The sequence below is a fragment of the Mesobacillus maritimus genome (assembly GCF_019749255.1).
Taxonomy (GTDB): Bacteria; Bacillota; Bacilli; order Bacillales; family Cytobacillaceae; genus Mesobacillus_B; species Mesobacillus_B maritimus_A.
On record NZ_JACWFH010000023.1, the window covers coordinates 58,437 to 84,641 of the forward strand.

At 39.0% G+C, this 26,205-nt stretch carries 24 protein-coding genes; 7 read left to right on the forward strand and 17 right to left on the reverse strand.

Annotation, left to right across the window (positions count from 1 at the left end):
* Positions 1–115: 115 nt before the first annotated feature.
* Entirely contained in the window at positions 116–1,105 is a 990-nt protein-coding gene (locus tag H0185_RS16570) for a DUF3231 family protein (protein ID WP_221874616.1), read from the forward strand.
* Between the two features lie 348 nt (positions 1,106–1,453).
* Here H0185_RS16570 and H0185_RS16575 read toward each other — a convergent pair whose 3' ends face one another.
* From H0185_RS16575 to H0185_RS16605, 7 genes are all read right to left on the reverse strand, one after another.
* On the reverse strand, positions 1,454–2,629 hold the full coding sequence (locus tag H0185_RS16575) for a M20 family metallopeptidase (protein WP_221874617.1): 1,176 nt from the start codon (positions 2,627–2,629) through the stop codon (positions 1,454–1,456).
* Entirely contained in the window at positions 2,626–3,861 is a 1,236-nt protein-coding gene (locus H0185_RS16580) for a Zn-dependent hydrolase (protein ID WP_221874618.1), read from the reverse strand. Before H0185_RS16580 ends, H0185_RS16575 begins: the two co-directional genes overlap by 4 nt.
* A gap of 223 nt (positions 3,862–4,084) precedes the next feature.
* Positions 4,085–5,281 carry a hypothetical protein gene (locus H0185_RS16585; protein ID WP_221874619.1) on the reverse strand — a complete coding sequence of 399 codons (1,197 nt, stop codon included), beginning with the start codon at positions 5,279–5,281 and terminating at the stop codon, positions 4,085–4,087.
* 442 nt (positions 5,282–5,723) lie between these two features.
* Positions 5,724–6,239: a DoxX family membrane protein gene (locus H0185_RS16590; protein ID WP_221874620.1), complete on the reverse strand. Its 516-nt coding sequence runs from the start codon at positions 6,237–6,239 to the stop codon at positions 5,724–5,726.
* A gap of 317 nt (positions 6,240–6,556) precedes the next feature.
* Positions 6,557–7,282, reverse strand: coding sequence for a GNAT family N-acetyltransferase (locus H0185_RS16595; RefSeq protein ID WP_221874621.1), 726 nt, complete (start codon positions 7,280–7,282; stop codon positions 6,557–6,559).
* A 66-nt stretch (positions 7,283–7,348) separates the two neighbouring features.
* The gene (locus H0185_RS16600) at positions 7,349–8,209 is read right to left on the reverse strand and encodes a nucleotidyltransferase (RefSeq protein WP_246629252.1); all 861 of its coding nucleotides are present in this window, start codon (positions 8,207–8,209) and stop codon (positions 7,349–7,351) included.
* A gap of 288 nt (positions 8,210–8,497) precedes the next feature.
* Complete coding sequence (locus H0185_RS16605; protein WP_221874622.1) at positions 8,498–9,013, reverse strand: DoxX family membrane protein; 516 nt, start codon at positions 9,011–9,013, stop codon at positions 8,498–8,500.
* A gap of 405 nt (positions 9,014–9,418) precedes the next feature.
* On the opposite strand from H0185_RS16605, the gene H0185_RS16610 reads away from it, so the two are divergent.
* Positions 9,419–9,799 carry a VOC family protein gene (locus H0185_RS16610; protein WP_221874623.1) on the forward strand — a complete coding sequence of 127 codons (381 nt, stop codon included), beginning with the start codon at positions 9,419–9,421 and terminating at the stop codon, positions 9,797–9,799.
* A gap of 103 nt (positions 9,800–9,902) precedes the next feature.
* On the opposite strand, the gene H0185_RS16615 is transcribed toward H0185_RS16610, so the two are convergent.
* From H0185_RS16615 to H0185_RS16630, 4 genes are all read right to left on the reverse strand, one after another.
* Entirely contained in the window at positions 9,903–10,253 is a 351-nt protein-coding gene (locus tag H0185_RS16615) for a DUF2200 domain-containing protein (protein ID WP_221874624.1), read from the reverse strand.
* Between the two features lie 36 nt (positions 10,254–10,289).
* A complete protein-coding gene (locus tag H0185_RS16620) occupies positions 10,290–10,769 on the reverse strand; it encodes an SRPBCC domain-containing protein (RefSeq protein WP_246629253.1) in 480 nt (159 codons plus the stop codon).
* A gap of 103 nt (positions 10,770–10,872) precedes the next feature.
* Complete coding sequence (locus H0185_RS16625; protein ID WP_221874625.1) at positions 10,873–11,160, reverse strand: RNA polymerase alpha subunit C-terminal domain-containing protein; 288 nt, start codon at positions 11,158–11,160, stop codon at positions 10,873–10,875.
* 137 nt (positions 11,161–11,297) lie between these two features.
* Entirely contained in the window at positions 11,298–11,591 is a 294-nt protein-coding gene (locus H0185_RS16630; protein ID WP_221874626.1) for a hypothetical protein, read from the reverse strand.
* Between the two features lie 272 nt (positions 11,592–11,863).
* Between H0185_RS16630 and H0185_RS16635 the strand changes: the two genes are divergently transcribed.
* The gene (locus H0185_RS16635) at positions 11,864–12,511 is read left to right on the forward strand and encodes a phosphatase PAP2 family protein (protein ID WP_221874627.1); all 648 of its coding nucleotides are present in this window, start codon (positions 11,864–11,866) and stop codon (positions 12,509–12,511) included.
* A gap of 80 nt (positions 12,512–12,591) precedes the next feature.
* Here the strand turns inward: H0185_RS16635 and H0185_RS16640 are convergent, their stop codons facing one another.
* From H0185_RS16640 to H0185_RS16660, 5 genes are all read right to left on the reverse strand, one after another.
* Positions 12,592–13,107, reverse strand: a complete 516-nt coding sequence (locus tag H0185_RS16640) for a DoxX family membrane protein (protein WP_221874628.1) — start codon at positions 13,105–13,107, stop codon at positions 12,592–12,594.
* A gap of 274 nt (positions 13,108–13,381) precedes the next feature.
* Positions 13,382–13,975 carry a CBO0543 family protein gene (locus H0185_RS16645; protein WP_221874629.1) on the reverse strand — a complete coding sequence of 198 codons (594 nt, stop codon included), beginning with the start codon at positions 13,973–13,975 and terminating at the stop codon, positions 13,382–13,384.
* Positions 13,976–14,675: 700 nt separating this feature from the next.
* A complete protein-coding gene (locus H0185_RS16650; protein ID WP_246629254.1) occupies positions 14,676–15,725 on the reverse strand; it encodes a DUF3231 family protein in 1,050 nt (349 codons plus the stop codon).
* Positions 15,726–15,948: 223 nt separating this feature from the next.
* Entirely contained in the window at positions 15,949–16,791 is an 843-nt protein-coding gene (locus H0185_RS16655; RefSeq protein ID WP_221874630.1) for a nucleotidyltransferase, read from the reverse strand.
* Between the two features lie 516 nt (positions 16,792–17,307).
* A complete protein-coding gene (locus H0185_RS16660) occupies positions 17,308–18,552 on the reverse strand; it encodes a PAS domain S-box protein (RefSeq protein WP_221874631.1) in 1,245 nt (414 codons plus the stop codon).
* Between the two features lie 571 nt (positions 18,553–19,123).
* Here H0185_RS16660 and H0185_RS16665 point away from each other — a divergent pair.
* From H0185_RS16665 to gnd, 4 genes are all read left to right on the forward strand, one after another.
* On the forward strand, positions 19,124–19,855 hold the full coding sequence (locus tag H0185_RS16665) for a GntR family transcriptional regulator (RefSeq protein WP_221874632.1): 732 nt from the start codon (positions 19,124–19,126) through the stop codon (positions 19,853–19,855).
* Positions 19,848–21,392 (forward strand): gluconokinase, encoded by a 1,545-nt coding sequence (gene gntK / locus H0185_RS16670; protein WP_221874633.1) that lies wholly within the window; start codon positions 19,848–19,850, stop codon positions 21,390–21,392. Before H0185_RS16665 ends, gntK begins: the two co-directional genes overlap by 8 nt.
* 21 nt (positions 21,393–21,413) lie before the next feature.
* Positions 21,414–22,760, forward strand: a complete 1,347-nt coding sequence (locus tag H0185_RS16675; protein WP_221874634.1) for a GntP family permease — start codon at positions 21,414–21,416, stop codon at positions 22,758–22,760.
* An 83-nt stretch (positions 22,761–22,843) separates the two neighbouring features.
* Positions 22,844–24,247, forward strand: a complete 1,404-nt coding sequence (gnd, locus tag H0185_RS16680) for a decarboxylating NADP(+)-dependent phosphogluconate dehydrogenase (protein WP_221874635.1) — start codon at positions 22,844–22,846, stop codon at positions 24,245–24,247.
* Between the two features lie 573 nt (positions 24,248–24,820).
* Here the strand turns inward: gnd and H0185_RS16685 are convergent.
* Entirely contained in the window at positions 24,821–26,008 is a 1,188-nt protein-coding gene (locus H0185_RS16685; RefSeq protein ID WP_221874636.1) for a CaiB/BaiF CoA transferase family protein, read from the reverse strand.
* Positions 26,009–26,205: the final 197 nt, after the last annotated feature.

The following is a 26,205-nucleotide window of genomic DNA, read 5'->3' on the forward strand; positions in this document are numbered from 1 at the left end:
CACTAAATACACATGCCTTACATTTTTTTGAATGAATAATTGGCTGATGTTCATACTAATACCGATTTATTATCGAACGACGACGAAATTCATTCTTAAAAGTGGGGGAAAACATATGCCTGAAACACCATCTATTACATCCTCTGAAATTGGGGCATTATGGATGACATACCAACAAAAGACGATGGTTTTACGCATGTTAGAGTATTTTATCGAAAAAGCAGACGACCAAAAAGCAAAGGAAATCATGAAAGAATTATATGAGGAAATCGATCCTTATACCGAGAAAATTGTTCATATTTTTAAGATTGAAGGTGTTCCGGTTCCGGTCGGATTCACTTCTAACGATGTAAATGTCGAGGTCCCTAAATTATACGACAATGGATTCGACATTATGATGATCCGGATGATTAAGGAAATCAGTATGGCTATGCACACTTTACATATTACGGTGAGCTATCGAGATGATATTGTCATGATGATGAAAGAGCTTACCATGATTACCCAAAAGTATTATCATCGCTGTACAACCTATTTGCTTGAAAAAGGGCTAATGCCACGGTCACCTTATGTATCAATTGATAAAGAGGTAGAGTTTGTCAAAGACCAAAATTATTTAAGTGGCTTAAATCCCTTTAGCGAGAAAAGACCTTTAACTACTGTAGAACTTGCCAATATCTATCATGCGATTGAATCCAATGTTGTAGGTATGAAAATGATTTTGGGGTTTGCTCAATGCGCAGAAAAAAAAGAAGTGAGTAAGTTTTTCAACAAAGGCGGAGAGTTGGCAAAATCAATCGTTAAAGAAATGGGAGATGTGATGTTACAAAATAATATCCACGTTCCGAACACCGCTGGAGGAAATATTACCGACTCTAAGCTTGCGCCTTTTTCTGATAAAATCATGATGTATTGTGTAAGTTTGTTTTGTGGGTTTTCAATGGGTGGAAACTCTGTTGGCACTGCATTTAGTTTAAGAAACGATTTACCAGCTAAACTTTCTATTTTTATGAAGGATATCTTTGAATACGCCCACGAGGGTGCGAAAATCATGATTAAGAACGGATGGATGGAAGAACCTCCGCAAACCTTGAAACACAAATAGAATAAGGACATAGGTCCCTTGTCTCAAAGACCAAAAGAAAAGAGAAGCTCTACCTTCCCCTTGTCCCAGCCAAAAAAAATCCTGTAGAGTGGATTCCCTACAGGATTAGTTTTTGTTTACTATTGGTTAGACTGCGGCTTTTTAAACTAGCCCCAAGTTTTATTATGGTGAATGTATTGCAAAGAAATGGAACCACCGAGCGTTGGCACGGTCTTTTATGACGGCTATTCCCCCGAACCGTTCATCTTTGAGTAGCCTTTGGCGTTTATACCACTACCTCTATCACTCTTTACTTCACGCTCGATATTATTCGAAACTCCTATCACCTTCCTTTTAATTTATCTTAATCTATTCGTTCAGATAAGCCCAAGCGTATTGTGCATACAATTCCGCTCCTGTGGCAAGGGCATCCTCGTCGATATTAAAGCGGCCATGATGATGTGCCCATTCTGTATCTTTTTCTGGGTTCCCACAGCCAACGAGCGCAAAGCTTCCAGGGACTTCATCAAGATAGAAGCTAAAGTCTTCTCCACCCATTGTTGGTTTTTCGTGATAGACGACTTCTTCTCCAAAGGCTTCGGCTGCGACTTTTTGAACAAGGTTCGCACTGTATTCATCATTGATGACTGCCTGTGTCCCGCGAGTGTATTCGACTTTCGCTGTTGCTCCATATAAAGCAGCCACTTGGTCGGCATAATGCGTAAGCTGTGTTTCAATATGGTCGCGCGTACTTGGATCAAAGCAACGAACGGTTCCCTCAATCACCGCATTTTCCGCAATCACATTGAAACGAGTACCGACCGTCATTTTGCCAACCGTTAACACCGCTGGTTGCTGCGGGTCAATGGTTCTTGAAATCACTGGCTGGACGTTCATTACAAACGCCGAGGCAACAATTGCGGCGTCAATGCAATCTTGTGGCATCGCCCCGTGACCGCCTCTGCCTGTAAAGGTTACCGTAAACAAATCCGCTGACGCGAAAGAAGGACCAGGGCTGCAGCTTACCTTATGAGTAGGAATTTGCGACCAAATATGAATACCAAACACATTGTCCACTCCTTCTACTGCCCCTTGTTCAACAAGTGCCTTTGCACCTTCTGCCACCTCTTCAGCTGGTTGAAAGATCAACCGAACATTCCCAGGCAACTCTTCTTTCACCTCGTTCAAGGCCTTTGCGGCAATCAATAACATCGCAGTATGTGCATCATGGCCACATGCATGCATTTTGCCTTCTTCTTTTGACGCATAAGCTAAGTCTTTGTTAAGTTGCTGCACCGATAAGGCATCCATATCCCCGCGAAGCGCCACCGTTTTGCCAGGCTTGCCTCCCTTAATCTCGGCAATCACCCCGGTTGGCTCTGTTCGCCGGTACGATATTCCAAGCTTCTCTAGATACGCACAAACAAACTTTGTTGTGTTTTCTTCCTGCCAAGAAAGCTCTGGTTCACTATGTAGTTGTCTTCGTAAAGATGTTAGTTCTTCACTATATTGATTGATGGCCTCTTTTACCTTTTGATGGATCATGCTGATTCAACCTCCGTTAATTTCTTTGCTGTCTCATAGAAAATTTCAACTGCTTGAGCAATATGACTGCTATCTGACCATTCTTCCGGGCAATGACTTAGACCTGCTTTACTTGGGATAAACAACATCCCCACATCTGTAACATCAGAAAACACCATCGCATCATGCCCTGCCCCACTATCGATTGAACAGTACGGGATATTCATCTCTGTGCTACTTTCTTTTAAAAGCAAGATAATGCCTTGATTTAACTCTTTTGGCTGCATGTATAATCGTTGCTCTGCTACAATTTCTATTCCATTTTGATTGTGAGATTCTAGTAATTCTTGCATGTTCCGAATCACATTCTGCACACGTGCTTCCTTTCCAGAACGAATATCTACGGTAAACACTACTTTATCTGGGATTACATTTGCTCCGTTTGGAAATACATTCAAGCGCCCTGTCGTGATGACTGTTCCGTTGCCTTCCTCCATCGCGAGCTCTGGGAATTGACTAATCACTTTCGCAGCAGCAACTAAGGCATCCGTACGCCGGTCCATCGGAGTTGTGCCTGCATGACCCGCCTTCCCTGTAAGCGTCACTTCATACTGAGTTAAGCCAACAATCGCTTCCACGACGCCGATTGAAATGTTTTTTTCTTCTAAAATCGGACCTTGCTCAATATGTAATTCAAGAAAGGCCTTCATTGTTTTTGGATCTCTTCTTTTCGGAAGTGATGAATCTAAACCAATTTCCCTCATCGCTTCTACCGTTGAGATTCCATCTTTGTCTGTTAAACTCTTAAACTCTTCCTCACTGAGCAATCCTGTCATTCCCCTTGACCCCATCAGCCCGCCGCCAAATCGAGCGCCTTCTTCCTCTACAAGTGCGACTACTTCAAGTGGATACTTAGGTTTTAGGTTGTTTTGATGAAAAAGCTGTGCGACTTCGAGAGCGGCGACCACTCCGGCAGGACCATCATAGGAACCACCATTTGGAACCGAATCAAAGTGAGAACCAATCAATACACTAGGCGCTCCTTCCATTGTGCCACCCAACTTTCCAAAGATGTTTCCTAAGCCATCCTCACGAACAGTCAGACCAGATGCCTCCATTTGTTGCTTAATGTACGTTCGTGCCTTTAAATCCTCTTCGCTATAAGATAATCGCGTCGTTCCATTTCCAGGTGTTGCCGTATATTTACTTAATTCTTCAATATGGTGTTCAATCCGTTCTTTTATTTCCTTCATTAGTATTCCCTCCTGTATCTACCTTTTTTAGCGGAAATCCTCCACCTAATCCTGAGTACTTGTATAAAAGCGTATACGAGGGATTAACCACCCCCTCGCATATGTCCGATTTTTATATAAAAGGGTCTCTTTTTCCACTCAACCCTTTTACGCCGATAATATTACATCTACTAAAATGGAATTCAATTCTGTTTAATAAAAATCCATGCTGATTATATTCTGATTACAAGAACCCAACGAAAATCCCTGCTAACACAACGGATACTATCGTTACGGTGATGAATCCTCCGACAAGCATTGGCGGTAACATATGGCTCGTTAACACGTCTCTTTCTTTCTCATCGTCTGTCAATGATTTGATGACCTCGTTGGTGATGATATAGTCCGCTGGGAAACCATATAACGCTGTTAGTGAGACAGCGAACGCCATATTCTTGCTCACCTTTAAAAATTTACCGGCAATGAAGGAGAAGATGTACATTCCGATGATCCCAATCACGATGCTACCGAAAAGTGGATATAAAATTTCTACCATCATACTTGGTGTAGCTTTGTTCAAACCATCAAAGATAAACAACATTAACGCTAACAGGGCAAACCCAAATCCATTTGCTTTTTGCAAAATCTGTCTCTCTAGGAAACCCACACTAGAAGCAATCACCCCGAATAATAAACAAAGGATAAAGGGACTGATACTGACAACAGGCGCTAATGCTGTCGACACAAGGTACGCAAGGTAGGAAACAAGGGCGAGTTTGAAAAACTTAAAAAACTCCGTATTGTATTTTTCAGGCATTTTCCATCTGCTAGAACCTGCTTCCACTGTAGCTGCGACCTCTTCTTTGACGCTCTGCTTATCCTCAATCTTTTCAAGTTGTCCGTTACGATAAAGAGTTAACAAGCGTTTTCCTTCTTTTTTTAGAACAATGGATGTAATTGGGTAGCCAGCAAATCCTTGCATCACGTAGATGACAATCGCCAATACCGACAAAGTGGTTAGTCCTGCTGCATTTGCTGCCTCTGACATAATTAATGAAGAAACAACACCGCCAACTAATGGTGGCACCGCTACAATCATCGTCTCAAAGCCAAATACAAGCGTTCCAACGGTTAGCAAAATCGCGATAATTCCTAAGATTCCAGAAAGAGCAATCACGATTGTTTTCCATTGATTTTTCAATTCTTTAAGGGAAAGCAACGTCCCCATATTGGTGATTAATAAGTACATCATCATCGTGGCTACAACTGGCGGTACGCCTGCTAACGACACGATGTCTTTCGGGAAGAAGGTCCAGTATCCTACTAAAAACAACACAGCACATACAAAAATAGAAGGCACCCAGGCTTTTGTTCGAACCGCGACCAGGTCTCCGATAAATAAAATAAGAGTTAAAATAACTAAAGCTAACATCTGTGACATAACGATCACCCTACTTCTCTTTTAATTTGTATTGGATATCAGATAACTAAATTAGATATATTAGAATATTAATAGAATTTTATAATTCAGTCAATTTAAATTTTCATATTTTTCTGTTTAAACGCTTTCATTTGTATATTTAACCAGATTAAGTTATATGTATGAAAACGATATTATTGAAAAATAATAGTTTGATTAGGGCAATAAAATGACTTTTAAAAAACAGAACCAATTCTTCTAATCCATATGGAAACAGCCTCCTCCTTAGTTGCCTTCCTATTTCTCAAAGCCTCTTTTTTAAAGCCAGCCATTTTCTACAAAAGGTGAAACTGCCGAAAAAGGTTGAGACTTTTATTTGGAAACCAAGAACACCAGAATTTAAACAAAATAAAAATCCTGTAGAGAGAATTCCCTACAGGATTGATCTTGTAATAAATATAGGTTAAGCTGCCGCTTTTACATTCCCTTCTGCCTTTTTGTTGAATGTTTTGCGAAGGAACGGAACCACCCAGCGGTCTAAACCGTAATGAGCTGCGTTATAACCAGCAAATAGGATGATGGCTCCAAAGAAGATATCTGTTGGGTTATGAGATACTGTGCCAGCTAAGAAAAAGCTGAAGTTCATCACAAGTCCAAAGAACATCGCAGCGGTTGTTAAGCATCCAAGAAGTAAGCCTAAGCCAACTAAAAACTCACCAAGTGGGACAATAATGTTGAACAAATCAATGTTTGGCAATGCAAAAGTTTCGAGGAAGTTTACATACCAACTATACACAGGCGCTCCGTCTGGGCCAGTGACAGGATTGGCAATCGCTCCTTGAATGAATCCAGATGCATCAAATCCTCCACCCGTTAATTTCCCCCAACCTGCTGTCATCCAGTTATAGCCAAGCCAGATTCGAATGACTGCTAAGATTCCAGCTGCAATTTTATTTTCTCTTAACATATTTGCGAACATAATGAACGCACCCCTTTTGAATGGATTGTTTGTTTGTTTGGTTGATTGATTACACCCATAATATATCAGTTTTAAAGGTAAAAATGTTATGAATGTGAATAAGTTCACAATACGGTAACAAAGTCTTGTCGGAAATGTGTCAAACATGATAAGAACAGGCTTCTAGGGGGGGGAGTACGTAAGGTTATGAGGGTTCTAGTAGTAAAAAATCATTCAACAAAAAAAACGACGTCCCTGAATCGCAACGTCGTTTCTTCCACTTGATTTCTATTTATAAATGGCTCCATCTTTTTAACAATCATCTACAAAAATAGGAATTATTCTTCATCAGCTTTAAGGGTCTTCACCATATAATCATAAGGATGGTGATTAATTTGAATGACTTTCTCTTTCATGTAGCCTATTCCTTCGTATAGTTTTCTTGCGATTGGATTATCATGCGCAACATTTAAGGAAATTCTGTAATCCCCTTTTTGCTGTGCAATTTCTTCTGCTTCTTTTAAAAGCATTGTGCCAATGCCATGTCCCCTAAACCTGTCATCAACACATAAGGTGTCTATATAAAAATCCTGTTCATCCGCTTCTTTATCAAACAGAATTGCTTCATCGCTTCTTTTCCTTCTTACATGTTTCAAGATTGGCTGGTCTAAACGAGCAGCATCTTCTCCTGAATAGGTAATGATGATTCCCGCTACTTCGCCTAATACATCGGCTACCATCATATTTTGAAAACTAAGACGATTATTTTCCTCTCGAAAGAATTGAGATAGTGTTTCACGGATTTTTTGTTCTTTCGTTTCTCCAGTTAGTTGCTCTGCAATATCGCTAATGGCGATATGAATCAGTTCTACAGCTTTCTTGGCATCACTCTTCACAGCACCTCTTAGCTTCAATTCTCCGGCAATTATTTCTTCCCAAGTAATTCCAAAAGGTGCACCACCCTCTGTGTACCCCGCAATAAAATAAAAGGTCTCGTCAGTTTCTACCTCAAAAAGGTCGACTGCTTTTCTCTTTTTTGATTTTGATTTTGCTCTTTTTTTCAATTGATTTCCCTCGGGTTCTTCTTTCGTTGGTTTTAAAACAAGTAGCCTTTTCTGTTCATTCTATCACTAAAAATGTACGATCAGCGCCTCAATGACAACCACAATCCAGATAAAAAAGGTAGGACCACAAATAATAATCTCAGCAAAATGAAGTTGCAGCACTTTTAATCCATTTTGCTGGGCTTTACGAATACCAAAAAGATCGCCGTTGTTGATGATGTAAATATACGCACTAATGACCATCAAACCTGACATGATAAAGGTTATATCTGGCAGAGAAGTAACATATCTTGGGTTTCCACTCACTTCCATATATAGTGGAATATCCCACTGCTTACTTAACAAAAAGCTCCCAATCACAAGAACATAAATGATCAATGAAATCGTAAACGGATGACGCCGATAATCAATCCTGTCGTGGAACTTTTTCACCTTCCCTTTAAAATCCAGATCATCAGGCTCTTCCACTCTGTCTCCTTTCATCACAAAAAGAAAACCGATGAAGACAATCCCAATGAAAAGAAATAGTTCAACTAAACGAAATACTAGGGACCAACTGTAAAATGCAGCGAAAACCAATGCTAAAATCGCAACTCCAACTAGCACTTTGTCAACAGGCATCCTTTGTTGTTCCCATAGATTGATAAACTCTCTGTTATCTCGTTTTTCTACATTTTGAACCTCTTTGTAGGTCGAGAGCTTATTCATCACATAAGCAAGAACAACCATACCTAATCCGATCCCAAAGATGATGTATGAAGTTTTAGGATAAACAGACACTCTATCATAATTATTTAAGACCCAGTTGCCACTAAGCGCAACCATAAATATTCCAACAAACATTAAATACGAGGATGAATTCCGAATAATTCCACCTCCAGAACTTTTTTGATTATTTTCACCTTCTATTAATCTTATATTCTCCAAAGTAAGTTCCTTTACTTATTTACCACCATTAATAAAATATAAAGTCTTTTCCTTGAAAAAAAGATAGAGAAGCTTTTTCTTATAGTTTATTTAATCTTAACACAGTATCTACGTTCTTTAGAGTTCCCTTCTTTCGGATAGATAAGACACACTGGCACCCTACTCTATTTCATTCTATGTATATGGTATTCTTTTTTTCCCGAACAAGAAACACCGTCCCACCTAATTTTATCCAAAATAAAAATCCCGTAGAGATTGTTCCCTACAGGATTGATTGTATAGATTATGTTAGGCAGCCGTTTTTACCTTTACTTCCGCCTTTTTATTGAAGGTTTTGCGAAGGAACGGAACCACCCAGCGGTCTAAACCATAATGTGCTGCGTTGTACCCTGCAAAAAGGATAATAAATCCAAAGAAGATGTCTGTTGGGTTATGAGATACCGTTCCAGCTAAGAAAAAGCTGAAGTTCATGAAAAGTCCAAAGAACATCGCAGCGGTTGTTAAGCAACCAAGAAGCAAGCCTAATCCAACTAAAAACTCACCAAGCGGGACAATAAAGTTGAACAATTCAATGTTTGGCAGTGCAAAGGTTTCTAGGAAGTTTACATACCAGCTATACACAGGCGCTCCATCTGGACCAGTAACAGGATTGGCAATCGCCCCTTTAATAAATCCAGATGCATCAAATCCACCACCAGTTAGTTTCCCCCAACCTGCTGTCATCCAGTTATACCCAAGCCAGATTCGAATGACTGCTAGAATGCCAGCTGCAATTTTGTTTTCTCTTAATATATTTGCGAACATAGTGAACGCTCCCCTTTTTAATAAAATGTTTGTTTGATTGATTACACTCATAATATATCAGTTTCCAAGGTAAAAATGTTGCATTTGTGAATCAGTTCACAATTTGTTAAAAACATCTTGTCGGAAATGTGTCAATCATGCTACATGACTGGGATTTGGTAGAATCGTTATCAGGAGCACAGTTGCTGCTGCTTCACTTCGAGAATAACTCTAAACGTATGATTTAGCTTTCAATCATGGCTAATTCCACCCTATAGAATAAACCGATTATGCATTCCCCTTTTGAAATAGCCAATCTCTTTATGTTTATTAGTGTAAAAATAGGAATAAAAGAAGAAGTTTTTCTCTAAGCTATGAATAGGAATGGAGTGAGGAGTCACTCCTCCTAAAAAGGAGTTGAGAGAAGTGTTTAGTAGAGTCGGTCAGATTATGTTGTATGTCAATAATCAAGATGAGGCTGTAGATTTTTGGACTAAAAAATTAGGTTTTGTGGTGATTGCTGAAGAAGAGCTCGAGCAGGGATTTAGATGGATAGAAATTACGCCACAGAAAGGTGCCGAAACTAGCATTATTCTGCACGATAAGAAATTTGTGGCGGAAATGTCTCCTGGTGTAAATCTTGACACTCCTTCTTTAATGTTTTACACAGAAAACCTCGAACAATTACACCAAGACCTATCACATAAAAATATCACTGTTGGAGAAATCACTACTATGCCATCTGGCAAAGTATTTAACTTTGCAGATAATGAAGAAAGTTATTTTGCAGTAATGGAACGAAGATAGATTCAAACTAAAAGGCATACAATTCACTAAAAACGAAAACTCGCCAACTATCTCCTCTAATTTTGATAGGAGCTAGCATTGGCGAGTTTTTTTTCCAGAATGATTATGCTCGTAAAATCTTCTCCATCGCTTTTCCTTTTGCCAACTCGTCGATTAGTTTATCTAAGTAGCGAATATCCTGCATGGTTGGCTCTTCGATCTCTTCCACTCGGACACCGCAGATTACACCTTTGATCAATGCTCGCGAAGGATTCAGTTGGGGAGCTTCCGCAAAGAACGTCTCAAAGTCAGTTTGTTTTTCTAGTTGAGCTTCTAACTCTTCCTGACTATACCCTGTTAACCAAGTGATGATTTCATCCACTTCTTCCTTTGTCCGTCCTTTTTTCTCCGCCTTTGCAATATAAAGGGGATAGACTTTTCCGACGCTCATTGTGTAAATCCTTTGGTTGTTCATGAACACCCCTCCTCTATTTTATTCCATACCTTCGACCTAATTTAAATGAAATGCATCTCGATAATACTCCCTTAACTCAGGTGCATTCTCCTTCCATTCAACAGGTTGTTTGTTGACCAACTGATGAAGGACATCCAGACAACGATGCCATCCGGCCGCAACAGACACCACCATATCGCTTTCGTCAAATGTATGAGTAAAAACCATTGTATATCCTTCATTCTCATCTCGTAATGAAATATGGACCAAATCCTCAACCTCATGAAACGCAAAGGTATGGGGGCTAATAAGATCTGTTATGATCCCTTCATATGTGGAGCCTTCCCCGTCATCAAAGAAAATCTTTCCTCCAATTCTTAGGTCCATCTCACCTGTTGCAAAAGGATACCATAGGGAGAAAATACTAGGGTTCGTTATGTCTTGGAAAACCTCTTCACGAGGAAGAGTGAAAGATCGTTCAAACCTTAAAGCATAACGACCGAATCCTTTATGCAGCGTTCCATATGTATTGATCATGTAACCCTCCTATCGATTAAGTGCCTAGTAGGCCCTGATCTATTCAATCATCCTGACAAACAATTAGCTGATTTGATTTGTTCACTATTTACTGTCTACAAGATTACTCTTTAAATGCTAATCCTGCTTCTTCTAAGGAAGTTCTCAAAGGTGGCAAGGAAGCGGGTCCAATGCCATGGATGTTGAGAATTTCTTTTTCGGTGTACTGCGAGAGTTTTTCCAAAGTATCAATCCCTTCGTGAACTAAGGCATTTCTGGCCGGCGAACTTATCTTTGATAGAAAGCCACTCTTAGGTTTATTCTCTCTATCACAAGTAGGGCAACTCCTACAATCACTACTTTTATAATACCGATGTCCTTTTTCACAGACCCTTAGACTCTTTTCTGTCAAAACAGCCCCTCCTTAAAAGTCAGCGGAACAGGTTCATTGTTTGACAGACCTACCTAATCTGCGACGATGTACCTGACCCCTTTTTCCTTACTTAACCGTTCTATACCTATTGAAAATTTCCTCCCTCAATCTATTCTTCAGAACGGTAAATCCTCCAAAGGAATGATTGACGATTTGTCTACTTTTTTCTTTTTCATTGTCTCTTTATTAGGCGTTGGTTTTACAGTTACTCTTTTCCCAAACTTACTTTCATACAATTCTCGAAGCCACAAATGTACTGGTGCTTTCCATTTCTGATCAGGTGTAGGAATATTTTTAAGTAGACTCTTAGGTGTTAATCCCAGTTCCTTCGCCATTTGAATATCAGCCTCGTTTAGCCGACAGCGCTTTTTCGCCTCTTCCCAGCCTTCCGTATTTTTTCTATTCCCCACTTCATTAGCCTCCCGTTTGCCATGTGTCCTAAAATTTTAACAAAAATCACACATAAAAACTACAAACGAGGGCATCGCATGCTAGGCACTGCTCGAGAATCTGTTATACACATGAAGTTCCTTCGATTCTATAAGGAAAAATGCGCATAGCACCAAGCACTGTTGTTTTGAATAGACCGAGTTTTTCTAGGAACCTTGATTTTTTCTTGTAAAAAGTCTTATTTCTTGCCTAACTGTAAAAACTAAAGATAAGATTCTGCTAGGAGGGATATATGATTCGAACATGGTTAGGTGTTGTCTTTATAATTTTCATTGCAAGTTTTAGCTCTATTGCCTATTTAGTTGAAATGGAAAAGCTCATTCATTTTGATCATCACATTATTTCGTTTGTACAGGGTTTTGAAGCAGAATACTTAACGGCAATTATGATCTTTTTTAGTTTTATCGGTGATACTGTCCCAGTCATTGTTATCACCTTATTATCGGCCTTCTTTCTCTATCGTGTCCTCCGTCACCGAAGAGAAGTTCTTCTACTGTTAAGTACAATGATAGGCTCGACGCTCTTAAATGTATTGCTGAAGTACATCTTCCAAAGAACTCGTCCAGATATCAACCAACTTGTCTTCGAAGAAGGGTTTAGTTTTCCAAGTGGACATTCCATGGCCGCTTTTTCCTTATACGGTATTTTAACCTTCCTGCTTTGGCGACATATCAAATCTAGAGGTGGCCGTGGAACACTACTCATTTTCAATAGTTTGATGATCCTATTAATTGGATTGAGTCGAATTTATCTAGGAGTTCACTACCCGTCAGACGTCATCGCTGCCTATGCAGCAAGTGGATTTTGGCTGTTTACAGTCATTTGGATCTACCAATGGCTACAAGAAAGACGATACAAAACAGCTGCAGCTGGGACATAGGGACAGGCACTCTGTCCCAAACCTAAACGCAAAAAAATCCTGTAGAAATGGTTCCCTACAGGATTTTTTGATTCTTAAGGTTAAGCTGTTGCTTTGACGTTAGTTTCACCCTTTTTGTTAACTGTTTTGCGAAGGAACGGAACCACCCAGCGGTCTAAACCATAATGTGCTGCGTTGTAACCAGCAAATAGGATGATCGCTCCAAAGAAGATATCTGTTGGGTTATGAGATACAGTCCCAGCTAAGAAAAAGCTGAAGTTCATCACAAGTCCAAAGAACATCGCAGCAGTTGTTAAGCAACCAAGAAGTAAGCCTAAGCCAACTAAAAACTCACCAAGCGGGACAATAAAGTTGAACAATTCAATGTTTGGCAATGCAAAGGTTTCTAGGAAGTTTACATACCAGCTATAAACAGGCGCTCCGTCTGGACCTGTAACAGGATTGGCAATCGCTCCTTTTATAAATCCAGATGCATCAAATCCTCCACCGGTTAATTTTCCCCAACCTGCAGTCATCCAGTTATAGCCAAGCCAGATTCGAATGACTGCTAGAATCCCAGCTGCGATTTTATTTTCTCTTAACATATTTGCGAACATAATGAACGCTCCCCTTTTTAATGAAATATTTGTTTTTGTTTGATTACACTCATAATATATCAGTTTCCAAGGTGAAAATGTTAGGATTGTGAATTAGTTCACAATTTGTTAAAAACATCTTGTCGGAAATGTGTCAATCCATCCATAAGGAGCAACGAGAAGTATAAAGCTATCCTCTACGCTAGCAAACTAGGCCCCTCCCCCCACAAGAAGGCTTGTATAGGATTCATTTTTTATAAGAGGTTACTCCCTTAATAGCCTCTAAGGAAATGCCCTATTCCGTTTTAGCTCTAAAGCTCCATTTTGTTGATTTACTTAAGAAGATAAAAAAGTCCGTTAACCATTTAGAGATTAAGGCGACAAACACATATCCCGCAAAAAGCAATAAAAAATTCTCTTTTCCCGGAAAATGAAACAACCCAATCCCAACCATAAGTGGTTTCATAAAAAAAGCTAGCAGGAAGCATAAAGGAAGCATCCAAAGATAATAATTCTTCTCTCTGTTCAATATGAATTGGTAATAGAGCATATAAATGACCGGTACCAATGAAGCATCAAGCGTAAAATTAGAAGGAAGGATCGCGAGAAGTTTATATGGATAAAACCATATTCCTTTTTCCGTCCCAATGATATCGGTGTACGCAAAAAATACATGCACACTATACCCATAAAATCCAAGATGGAAAGCTTTTCTTCGATCAATAAAGAGAACCAGGATAACAAGTGGAATAACCAACATAGCAAGGACAATCCAAACCTGCCAATGTGAGAAATTAGAGAACTCATGCCAATACTCAAATAATCTGTTGTTTTGCTCAACTTCCGCTTTTACAATCTGATCTATCCGTTCTAGTTGGCCATTCTTCACGATGTCTCCTCCATTTACCTTTACTCTCATTTGCTATTTGTAGGTTGCCCCTTTTGATCGATTAATTTCCATATTTTTTACAAATTAAAGAAAACAAAGAGAAGCATCCTTATAGGAATAACAATGGCATTTTTGTACACTGAAGTTCATTTCTCACCAACAAATTGTCTAAATCTACATTAAAAGAAAGTGGAATATCATCAGTGTGTTAATAAAGATCGTTATACTAACTTGAAGGGAATTTTCCCATGAAAGGCTCTCTATTTGGGGCAACATGTTAAAAGAAGTTTGTCAATGAAAAGTACTCTTAAAAAGAAGCAGAATGGAATCATTAAACCCACTTTACCCTCCATATTAAAAACACATACAATCTTCTTAATCAAAATAACAAAAACAAAACCCAGTCCTTCAGGCTGAGTTAGAACAGATCTTATCCCTACTAATACGTTTTCAAAAGTACGTCTCTAAATCCTATAAAAAAAAATTTATTGAGCCAATGCACCATTTATCAGAGTGAGATAGTAGCATTATTTCATTCTTCAAAAACATGGTTGCGGTGCTTTTCTTTTTCAAAAGACAATTTTTTCGTAGGGCTAAAGAAACAAATGGGGAGTAAAAATAAAGTTCCTTCCCTCTACCTGCATCCTAAAAAAAGCATTCCAAAGTTTCCATAGCCCTCGAAAGTTGCGGCATCGGGCACTTAGTCCCTATCATACGCAGTCGGAGGTGATTCCACCCACCCTTTTTCAATTAAAATATTCATGCCGTCGTCAACAAATAAGCCAATGCTCATAAGTGTTCTGCCATATAAGAAATTTAAATCTCTTCTTGCGGTAACCGCCATGGAGTTTCCGAATGACCTTATCTTCATGGCAAACATGTCCACTTTGTGGAAAAGCATGATTTTATCAGAAAAAGGTGGAAATGTAGTTGGTTGAACCAAATGGTCTAGATACCCCGGTGTTTGTATGTGTTCGGCATGCATTTTTTCTTTATATTGCTTTACCGCTTTATCCGTCATGTCTAACCCTCGTTTAAACAAAGCTTTTATCTTTTGATCCTGAACGCTCTGATGAAATCCCAATAATAATGCCATACTTGTTACGTTATTCTCAATGTTATCCCAAAGATGAATGATTTCCATTGCTTGTAATGGGCGGACATCTCCTAAAAACCCATTTAAATAACTTTGTTGTTCTACTTTATCAATTCCATCTGGGATTGGGATGCTAGGGGGAACGTTAATGTATTTTTTTTCCGCCAGAACGCTATTAATTTGCCCTATAAAGACGGCCGTACATTCATTACAGTAAACAAAGAACTCCCTTACATCCTCTCGCATCATCAAGGGAACAGCTACAGCGTAAAGACTCATGCCTGCCTTAGCGGCATATTTTAAATAGTGCACGTAAAATTGATCTGCATATAAACGGGGAGCACCTAGATTTACATCATCTTTCGTAAATCCAATTGGGATAGGAATATTTTCTTTTTCAAAAAATCCTTTTATCCTTTGCGTAAAATCCTTTGATAAAGCTAAACCATTTTCCAAAAGATGCTTAACATCTTCGTCCTCGCAATGCTCTAGAAAATAACTTAAAATTTGAATCGACATACTGTTCCCCATATAAGTAGCCCATAGTTTCCCCATTTCAAAAGACGTAAAAGGCTGGGTCTCATCAAATATTTTCGGTTTTATATTTAGTGGTTTCAACACATTCATTGGATTTAAATTTTTATCGGTCGTCATAACGAATCTCCTTTTCCCGCATTTCGCTTATGTTATCCAATCTGGAAAAATTTAATTCAAAACAGGTCTTTTTAATAGGTAAAACAAGATACCTGGACAACCAACAAAAATGAGAACCATTTTAACTGAACATCATCTTTATAGAACGTATTGCCTAGATGATTTATATTGAAAAATCGTGCATGCATTAACAAGTACGGGACCTAAAGCTCCCTTCTTGTATCTACATTTCCATATTCCTAATCTTGTTAGGATTGTACATTTGTAGCCACTTTTCAGACTGATGGATCATCCATTTGCCCATATCATCTAAAAACTCAAGTATTTCCCTCGGATTATCGACCGGGCTAATCGCATAGGTAACTGCTTGTTTCATATCTGGTTCTTTTTCAGGAAAATGTCGAGAAAAGACGTTATATGCGGGGTATAAGTCTCTTGTATATTTGCCTTCTTCCTCTATAACAAGTGCAAGCCCCGCCCTAACAATGATTTTCATAATCCATATACAACAATCCAAGATGTCCTCAGGATCGTCATTGTCACCAAGGTCCTCTTTTGCTTGTTGAATCTGTTTTTTAAGGTTCATAAGATGTTCATTCGCTAGCGTTTTATCTGGTTTATACATCGGCAAATGGCCACTGATATCTTCTCCATACACACATATACTATGGGTTTTGATCATAAACGGTATGATAGAAAAGTGAGTTGTTTGTACTATATCTTCAATAAAATAGAAACTTAATTCCACTCCATTAATACAACTATATAGATTGTTTATATCTTGCTCAGCCTCGTCTACCCATGATAAATCGATTTCATTGGGATGTTTATTCGTAATAGCGATTGTATCTAAATCTGAAACACTATTTATCCCTAATCCACGAGGAATTGACCCTCTTATATAAATACTATGTAAGTCTTCTCTTAAATGGCTTTGGTACTTTTCTATCGCCGCTAAAATCACCTTGTTAAATTCTGGTTGAATATTCGTTAAGTTTGAATCATTTACTAGATATCCATTTGAATCGCTTAGACAAAAACGCCCAATTTCTTTCACTTGTGTCAATACTATCCCCCCTTCTCAATCATGTATGAACCAGCCCCCTGTGTTCAACAAATAAAAACCGCAAAGCGATCGGAAGGTAAAGGGTTTTTGAAGTAATTCCAGAAGTTTTACTTTAAAGCTTTATCTCCCTCCGCTCCAACCTTCCATTTCGTTTCATATAAATCACTCCAACCTGGTTAGCTCATCTCCATCCTTGAAGAAGCGACTTTAAATCTTTTCTTCTTACATTGTGGTATCTAGATTCGTTTTATAAAAATAGCTTTCAAAAACCTTTTATCATGTTAACCAACACCCTAAGCTTTATGGGTGTTGTTCTTTTTTCCCGAGGGATCATAATGTTAGAGCGTATAAATGTTTCCTAATAAAAATGAGTGCCAAATTGATAATGGAATTTGGCACTCATTTTTTATGTATTTATGATGTGTGGACCCAATAGGACAGAGGGACAGGTACCTCGTCCTAAAACGATGTATTTTCGCCTCTAGCCCTCGGGATAATGGACTTGTTCCCGTGTCCTTATTGATCATAAATCTTAAAGACTGTGTTGATTTTCTTGGCATGATACATGGCTATATCTGCATGTCGAAGGAGCAGATCCATCTCTACTCCATGATCAGGATAAAAAACAACTCCAATACTGGTTGTTATTTGGACGATGGTATTAGCAACATAAATCGGTTGCTTAATGACCTCCGCAATATTGTTCGCTATTTCTGCTATTTCTTGGTCATTTTTATGTCCAGGCAAAACAATCGCAAATTCATCTCCGCCTAATCGGTAAACTAAACCATTCGAACCGAGAACTCCACTTAATCGAGCTGTAACTTTTATAAGGGCAACATCACCAGCTTGATGGCCATAAGAATCATTCACTGTTTTTAGCCCATGCAAATCTAAATACATAATCGTAAAAGTGGTGTCTTTGTTGATTTCCTCTTCTAAGTCGATTTGGAATTTAAGGCGGTTAGGCAAATCCGTCAAGGTATCATGATACGCTCGATATCGTATTAAATCCTCTTCCTTCTTTCTCTCCGTAACATCCCGAAAAACGACTTGAACAGCACTATGACCATTCAATTGAATCGGTAATCCAATCACTTCAGCATCGATTTCCTGACCATCAAACCGAATAAGCTTAATATAGATAGATGGAGCAATCTGGTTATGTTTTTCTATGCTTTCAATTCGTCTTGAAACAAGCCTTCTATCATCGAAATGAACAAATGAATGAATGTGTACCCCCAGAAGATCTTTTGTTTCTTGGAATCCCAATAATTCTATAGCTGTTGAGTTGGCATATTGAATCATGCCTTTTTGGTGTACCAAGATCCCTAACGGTGAATGTTCCACTAAGCGTCGATAACGCTCTTCACTTTCGGTTAAATGGAGCTTCAATCGTATACTTTCCGTAATATCTTGAATTTGGGCAATAAGATATAAGGATTTATCTCCTTCTCGAACGATGGAAACGGAGAGCAAAGCCCAAACAAGGTTTCCGCTTTTATGAAGATACCTTTTTTCCATTTCATAAAAATCTTTTTTCCCCTTAACCAATTGCTCAACCTGACTGATATCTGCTTCCAGATCATCTGGATAAGTTATATCTTGAAACGTCATCGATAGAAACTCTTTTTCAGTATAGCCAGTAATTTTGGTTAACGCTGGGTTTACTTTAAGCCAATTTCCTTCTAATGAAACTAAAGCCATTCCAATAGGAGAATAAAAAAAGGCCTGCTCAAATCGATTAATAAAATTTAACATAATGCTCCCTCAAATTGTATATTTCACGATGATTTATATAAAAGGATGATTTGCGGAACGTTTTCTTCATTTAGCATCTAGCCTGCTGCATGAAAACGCTTTTATACACAAATCTTTTTCTTTCAATATTATGCAATTAATAATATGTCTTGTCTATTATAAATCGATTCTTTTCCCCTTTTTCTTAATCCGTTCTGGCAGTTAGAAAGGTTCGCTTAATATGGTCGTTGAAACCGTAATTATGGAGGTTTTCTGGTACAAACCCGCTTCATGGGGGCGATGGAACCGTAATCGAAGTGGGAATCTGGTACAAACCCGCCTCACAGGGTCGATGAACCTGAAATACATGGAAAAGAAATTACCTTATCAACAAATTCCATGTCTAATTTTCGCAGAAAAATTTTTAATTGAGAGGCTTCTTTATCCTGCATCATAACAGGGATAACCCTACAAAACCGCCGACAAATATCGACATAAATCTAGATAAGTTTCATTCAAACGGTTGCAAACATTTTAAAATGTATACTATAATACTTGTATACAAGTATACCTAAACTTTGGTGAAGGTGGTTTGATTGAATTAATGGAATTTCTTTATCCTGAAAAGTGGCTTTCCAAAGCTTCCACTGGAGAGCGAATCGCCTCCGAGCTTAGAATGCGCATTATCTCTGGTCTAATTGAAAGCGGTGCCACCCTTTCTGAAAACAAATTGGCTGCAGATTTTAACGTGAGTCGCTCTCCCGTTCGTGAAGCAATCAAAATATTGGCTTCTGAGAATATGATTCGCTTAGAAAGAATGGGTGCAGTGGTTATTGGATTAACCGAAAAAGAAATATCAGAACTATATGATGTGCGGTTACTGATTGAAACGTTTGTATTTGAACGGCTTGTAGCCATGGATACAAATGAGTTAGTAAATGACCTTCATAAAAGACTTGAAATCATGGAAATCGCGATCAAATATCATGATGCCGATGAGTTTTCCTATCAAGATGTTTTATTTCATGAAACGATTATTCGTACAAGTCAGCACTCCTATATTCTGATGATCTGGAACAATTTAAAACCAGTAATGGAAAGCCTTATTCTCCTATCAATGCGTGTGCGTTTCAATGAAAAGTATGAAGACTTTACACGTATTTTGAATAATCACAAGCTATATATTGAAGCCATTAATCAAAAAGATCGAAACCTCATGATTGAGTCTTTACACAAAAACTTTGACGATGTTCAAGGCCAAGTGGATGACCTTTGGAGGTCACAACAAGTGCTAACAAAAGGAGTCGTGCAAGAAAATGAGTAACTATATGTTAGGCATAGACATTGGTACAACCAGTACGAAAGCGGTGTTATTTACCGACAAGGGTGATGTCATCCATACAGAGAATATTGGCTACCCTCTGTATACCCCGGATGTAACCACAGCTGAACAAGACCCTGAAGAGATTTTCCAGGCTGTCTTACAAGCTGTCTCATCGATTACGAAACATCATTCTGAAAAAGCCATTTCATTTGTTTCCTTTAGTAGTGCAATGCACAGCGTAATTGCCATGGATGAAAATGACCAGCCGCTGACAAATTGTATTACTTGGGCAGATAATCGCAGTGAAGCATGGGCACATACAATTAAAACGGAATTGAACGGGCATGAAATTTACAAAAGAACGGGAACGCCTATTCACCCTATGTCTCCATTATGTAAGATTGCCTGGATTGTGAATGATCGTCCTGAGATTGCTACTCACGCTAAAAAGTATATCGGGATGAAAGAATATATTTTTAAAAAGCTCTTTAATCAATATGTTGTCGATTATTCCCTTGCCTCATGCATGGGGATGATGAACTTAAAAAACTTAGAATGGGATGAAGAGGCCCTAGAAGTTGCGGGTGTCACACGAGATCAATTATCTGAGCTCGTCCCGACAACCAAAATTTTCACCGACTGTGACCCTGTTTTAGCCAAAAAGATGGGCATTAGCCCTGACACTCCTTTTGTTATTGGAGCAAGTGATGGTGTCCTTTCAAATTTAGGTGTGAACGCAATCCACAAAGGTGAAATTGCCGTCACAATTGGGACAAGCGGTGCCATTCGTACCATTATTGACCAACCGCAAACCGATGAAAAAGGAAGAATCTTTTGCTATGCGTTAACAGAAAATCACTGGGTCATTGGTGGTCCAGTAAACAATGGTGGAATGGTCCTCCGTTGGATTCGTGATGAATTTGCTTCATCAGAGGTTGAAACAGCGAAAAGACTTGGCATTGACCCGTATGAAGTATTAACGAAGATCGCTGATCGGGTAAGACCTGGTTCTGATGGATTGTTATTTCATCCTTATCTCTCTGGAGAACGTGCGCCATTATGGAATCCAGACGTCCGCGGCTCCTTTTTCGGCTTAACCTTGTCACATAAAAAAGAGCACATGATTCGTGCTGCACTAGAAGGTGTGATTTACAACCTATATACCGTGTTTTTAGCTTTAACTGAATGCATGGACGGCCCTGTAACCCGGATTCAAGCGACTGGAGGATTCGCAAGGTCGGATGTTTGGCGGCAAATGATGTCCGATATATTTGAATCGGAAGTGATCGTTCCAGAAAGCTATGAGAGTTCGTGTCTCGGTGCTTGTATTTTAGGGTTATATGCCACTGGAAAAATTGATTCATTTGAAGTCGTATCTGAAATGATAGGCAGTACTTACAAACACACACCTAATGAAAAGGCAGTAACCGCTTATCGGAAACTCCTTCCGATCTTTATTAACCTATCTAGAGTACTAGAAAACGAATATAGCCAGATTGCGCATTATCAAAGAAGCATTATTAACAAAGACAACTAGACAAACATTGGGGGAATTACAATGCCGTTAATCATTGTAGCAATTGGTATTTTAGCTTTATTACTTTTAATCATGGGTCTTAAACTAAACACGTTTATTTCCTTAATCGTCGTTTCATTCGGTGTAGCTTTAGCACTTGGAATGCCACTGAATGGAATTGTTGGAACAATTGAAGCCGGATTAGGTGGAACACTTGGTCACTTAGCATTAATCTTTGGTCTTGGGGCAATGCTAGGAAAGTTAATTGCAGATTCAGGCGGCGCGCAGCGTATCGCCATGACCCTCGTGAAGAAATTTGGCGAAAAAAATATTCAGTGGGCAGTCGTTGCTGCTTCATTCATTATCGGGATCGCTCTCTTCTTTGAAGTAGGTTTAGTGTTATTAATTCCAATCGTTTTTGCAATTTCAAAAGAATTAAAAGTTTCTGTCCTATATCTCGGTATTCCAATGACAGCGGCTTTATCCGTTACACACGGTTTCTTGCCACCACATCCAGGACCTACCGTTATTGCTGGTGAATATGGAGCAAACATTGGTGAAGTGCTTCTTTATGGTTTTATTGTTTCAATTCCAACCGTATTTTTAGCAGGGCCAGTTTTCACGAAAATCGCTAAAAAGTTAGTGCCTGCTTCCTTTACGAAAACTGGGAGTATTGCTTCTTTAGGTGAACAAAAAACGTTTAAACTTGAAGACACCCCTGGTTTTGGAATCAGTGTTTTTACCGCATTACTTCCTGTTATTTTAATGTCATTCGCGACGATTATTACATTATTGCAAAAAACAATGGGATTTGACGATAATGCCTTGCTAGCGGCGATTCGCTTTATTGGTGAAGCTGGTACAGCCATGTTAATTTCCTTATTAGTGGCTATTTATACAATGGGAATCGCTAGAAAAATTCCGATCAACACTGTGATGGCATCTTGTACAACGGCTATCACACATATTGGCATGATGCTGTTAATCATTGGTGGAGGCGGAGCTTTCAAACAAGTTTTAATTGATGGCGGTGTAGGCGATTATGTAGCGAATTTATTCGAAGGAACCTCTTTATCTCCTATCCTACTTGCTTGGATTATCGCTGCAATCCTACGTATTTCCTTAGGTTCTGCAACGGTTGCCGCTTTAACAACTGCTGGTTTAGTCATTCCGATGTTAGGACAATCTGACGTAAATCTTGCTTTAGTTGTTCTTTCAACTGGTGCAGGTAGTTTAATCGCTTCTCACGTAAACGATGCAGGATTCTGGATGTTCAAAGAGTATTTTGGTTTAAGCATGAAAGAAACCTTTGCAACATGGACTTTACTAGAGACAATTATTTCCGTTGCTGGATTAGGATTTATTTTATTGCTAAGCTTATTTGTATAAATTATATAAGGAGCAGTAAATCATCACTTTTGGTGATGGTTTTTCTGCTCCATTCAACTTAATTTTTATTGGAGGAAGAATAAATGAATCATTCAATTGGTGTTATTGGTTTAGGCGTAATGGGCAGAAATATTGCCTTAAATATGGCGAATAAAGGTGAAAATGTAGCTGTTTATAATTACACAAGAGATTTAACAGATCAACTTGTCGAGAAATTAGATGGGCAAACCATCTCCCCCTATTATGAAATAAAGGATTTTGTTCAGTCTTTGGCCACTCCAAGGAAGATCTTCCTTATGGTTACAGCAGGTAAAGCCGTCGACTCGGTTATCTCTTCATTAATCCCTCATTTAGAAACTGGTGATATCATCATGGATGGTGGAAATTCTCATTATGAAGATACAGAACGTAGATATCATGACTTGAAGGAAAATGGAATTGGGTATTTAGGAATTGGGATTTCTGGCGGTGAAGTTGGGGCATTAAACGGACCTTCCATCATGCCTGGTGGCGATAAGGATGTCTATGATCAAGTTGCACCTATCCTCACAAAAATCGCTGCACAAGTAAATGGTGAGCCTTGCTGTACGTACATTGGTCCAAAAGGAGCTGGCCATTTTGTCAAAATGGTACATAACGGCATTGAGTATGCGGATATGCAACTAATTGCTGAAGCCTATACTTTTTTAAGAGAAAAGCTTCAGTTACCTGTTGATGAAATTGCTGACATCTTTGAAACATGGAATCAAGGCGAGCTTAAGAGCTATTTAATCGAAATTACAGCTGAGATTTTACGTAAAAAAGATGATAAAACAGGCTTGCCTTTAATCGACGTCATCTTAGACAAAGCAGGACAAAAAGGCACAGGAAAATGGACAAGTATTCAAGCCATTGATAACGGAATTCCTACATCCATTATTACAGAGTCCTTGTTCGCTCGTTATATTTCCGCATTAAAAGAGGAACGAGTAGTTGCAGAAAAAATCCTAACTGGTCCAACTATGGAACAATCTAATTTGGATAAAAATGAATGGATTGATCACATTAGACAAGCATTATATATGGGAAAGGTTTGTGCCTATGCACAAGGATTTACTCAATATAAAATGACTTCTGAGCTATTTGAGTGGAATCTACCATTGAAGGATATCGCCCTAATTTTCCGCGGCGGTTGTATCATCCGTGCAGAATTTTTAAATGTAATCAGCGAAGCCTACCAAGAACAATCTGATTTAGCGAATTTATTAATTTCTCCTTATTTTGCTGAGAAAATTCAAAGCTATCAAGAAGGCTTGCGTAAAGTGGTTATTGAAGGAATTCAATCAGGAATCACATTCCCATGTTTAAGTGCTTCCCTCACTTATTTTGATAGTTACCGTAAAGGCATTTCCAATGCTAACCTATTACAAGCACAACGTGATTATTTTGGAGCTCATACGTATGAACGCAGAGATGTTGAGGGAGTTTTCCATACAAACTGGCAGTAATCTGGTAAGGACAGTGTACTGATTTATTTATAAAAGCTGAAGTATACATTGGTGATTGTATCGCCAAGTATATTTCAGCTTTTTTCATTATTGACCCCAGCTTGCTCATTGTTTTTCTTCCAAAATTTTTTTCATAAAATCTTAGCATATTGCTGCACCCGAAAACAACCGCATTCCTAAACATGCAAGTAGCACGAAGGCTATAGGAATAGCATAACGATGAAGAAATGATATTCAGTGCCCGGGCACGAGTAGATTAGAAGCAAGGACGTCCAAGCCCACTGAAAAAGTCACTTCCAGTTGGATCTCGGATCCATCAGCCTTATGAAGCGGGTTTCTTGTTGTTTCCTTGCTGGATTTCGGCTTCATCAGCCTTATGAAGCGGGTTTCTTATTGTATCCTTGCTGGATTTCGGCTTCATCGGTCTAATGAAGCGGATTTCTTTTGTTGTATCTAGCTAGATTTAGGCTTCATCTGCCTAGGATGCCCCTCAGTCTCTTTTCGTCTTCTTAAGCACTCCACTTCGGTCTTCATATGATTTGTTTTTCAGTAGTCTCGGTACGTCCCTCCCCATTAAACAATCCCTTTTTCTTTAAAAGTAGCAATCTCTTCCGGACTATAGCCTAAATCAGCTAAGACGGTTTCGGTGTTTTCACCTAGCAAAGGTGGTGCCTTGCGAACTGATCCAGGTGTTTCTGAGAGTTTAATCGGCACCCCTATCATCTTCAGCAACCCAACCGTTGGATGTTCGACTTCTTGAATCATCTCGCGACTTTGAACTTGTGGGTGAGCAAACAGTTGCGAAAGGTCATTGATTGGCCCACTAGGCACACCTGCATCCTTTAATTTTTGGATGATTTCCGCTGATTCTCTCTTTTTCGTATAGTCTGTTAGGATTTCGACTAGTTCGTCCCGATGGGCAACACGGTTCACGTTCAATGCATATTTGTGATGATCTTTTAGATGAGGAAGATCTAGCGCATCACACATCTTTCTCCATAACCCATCATTCGGTACTGCAATAATTACGTACCCATCCTTTGTTTCAAACGCCTGGTATGGAACCAGGTTCGGATGTGCCGACCCCATTCGTTTTGGTACATTCCCTGTACTTAACACACTTTGCCCTAAGTAATTAGACAAAGACACGATTGTATCCAAAAGAGAGGATTCTACATATTGACCTTTTCCTGTTGTTTGTCTCACAAACAAGGCTAACACAACCCCAAGTGAGGCATATAGCCCCGTTGCCAAGTCGACTACTGAAAAACCAACCTTCACCGGCGACCCTTCCGCTTCTCCAGTGACACTCATTAATCCACCGAAGCCTTGCATAAGTAAATCATAGGCTGGTTCATCCTTCATCGGACCTGTTCTTCCAAACCCACTTACTGCACAATACACGAGACGAGGGTTAATCTCCTTCAGAACCTCATAGCCTAATCCGAACTTTTCCATTGTCCCGTTGCGGAAGTTTTCAATGACCACATCAGCTTCAGCCACTAGTTTTTTTACAATCTCCTGGCCTTCCTCACTTTTAAGGTTCAAGGTCATCGCTTTTTTATTTTTATTCAAACTCATAAAATAAGTCGATTCTCCATTTATGGCTGGTGGAATATAACTTCGAGTTTCATCTCCAATATCAGGTTGTTCCACTTTTAAAACGTCTGCTCCCATGTCCGCCAATTGCATGCTACAAAACGGACCAGCCAATGTTCTTGATAGCTCTAACACTTTTATCCCTTCTAATGGACCAGGCATCCAAACCCCTCCTACTTTTGTTCATGCTTTCCTTAACCAACAATCATTCCAATATAGGAATATGTTTTCCTCTCTATATACCTTCTACTATTCTCGTTATTGTTGTTTTCCTCCTGCTTTGCTTGGTGACCACTAGCCTTGCATGGGTTTAAAAATTTCCCATAATTTCAAAAAAATGTATTTACACACAAGAAAAA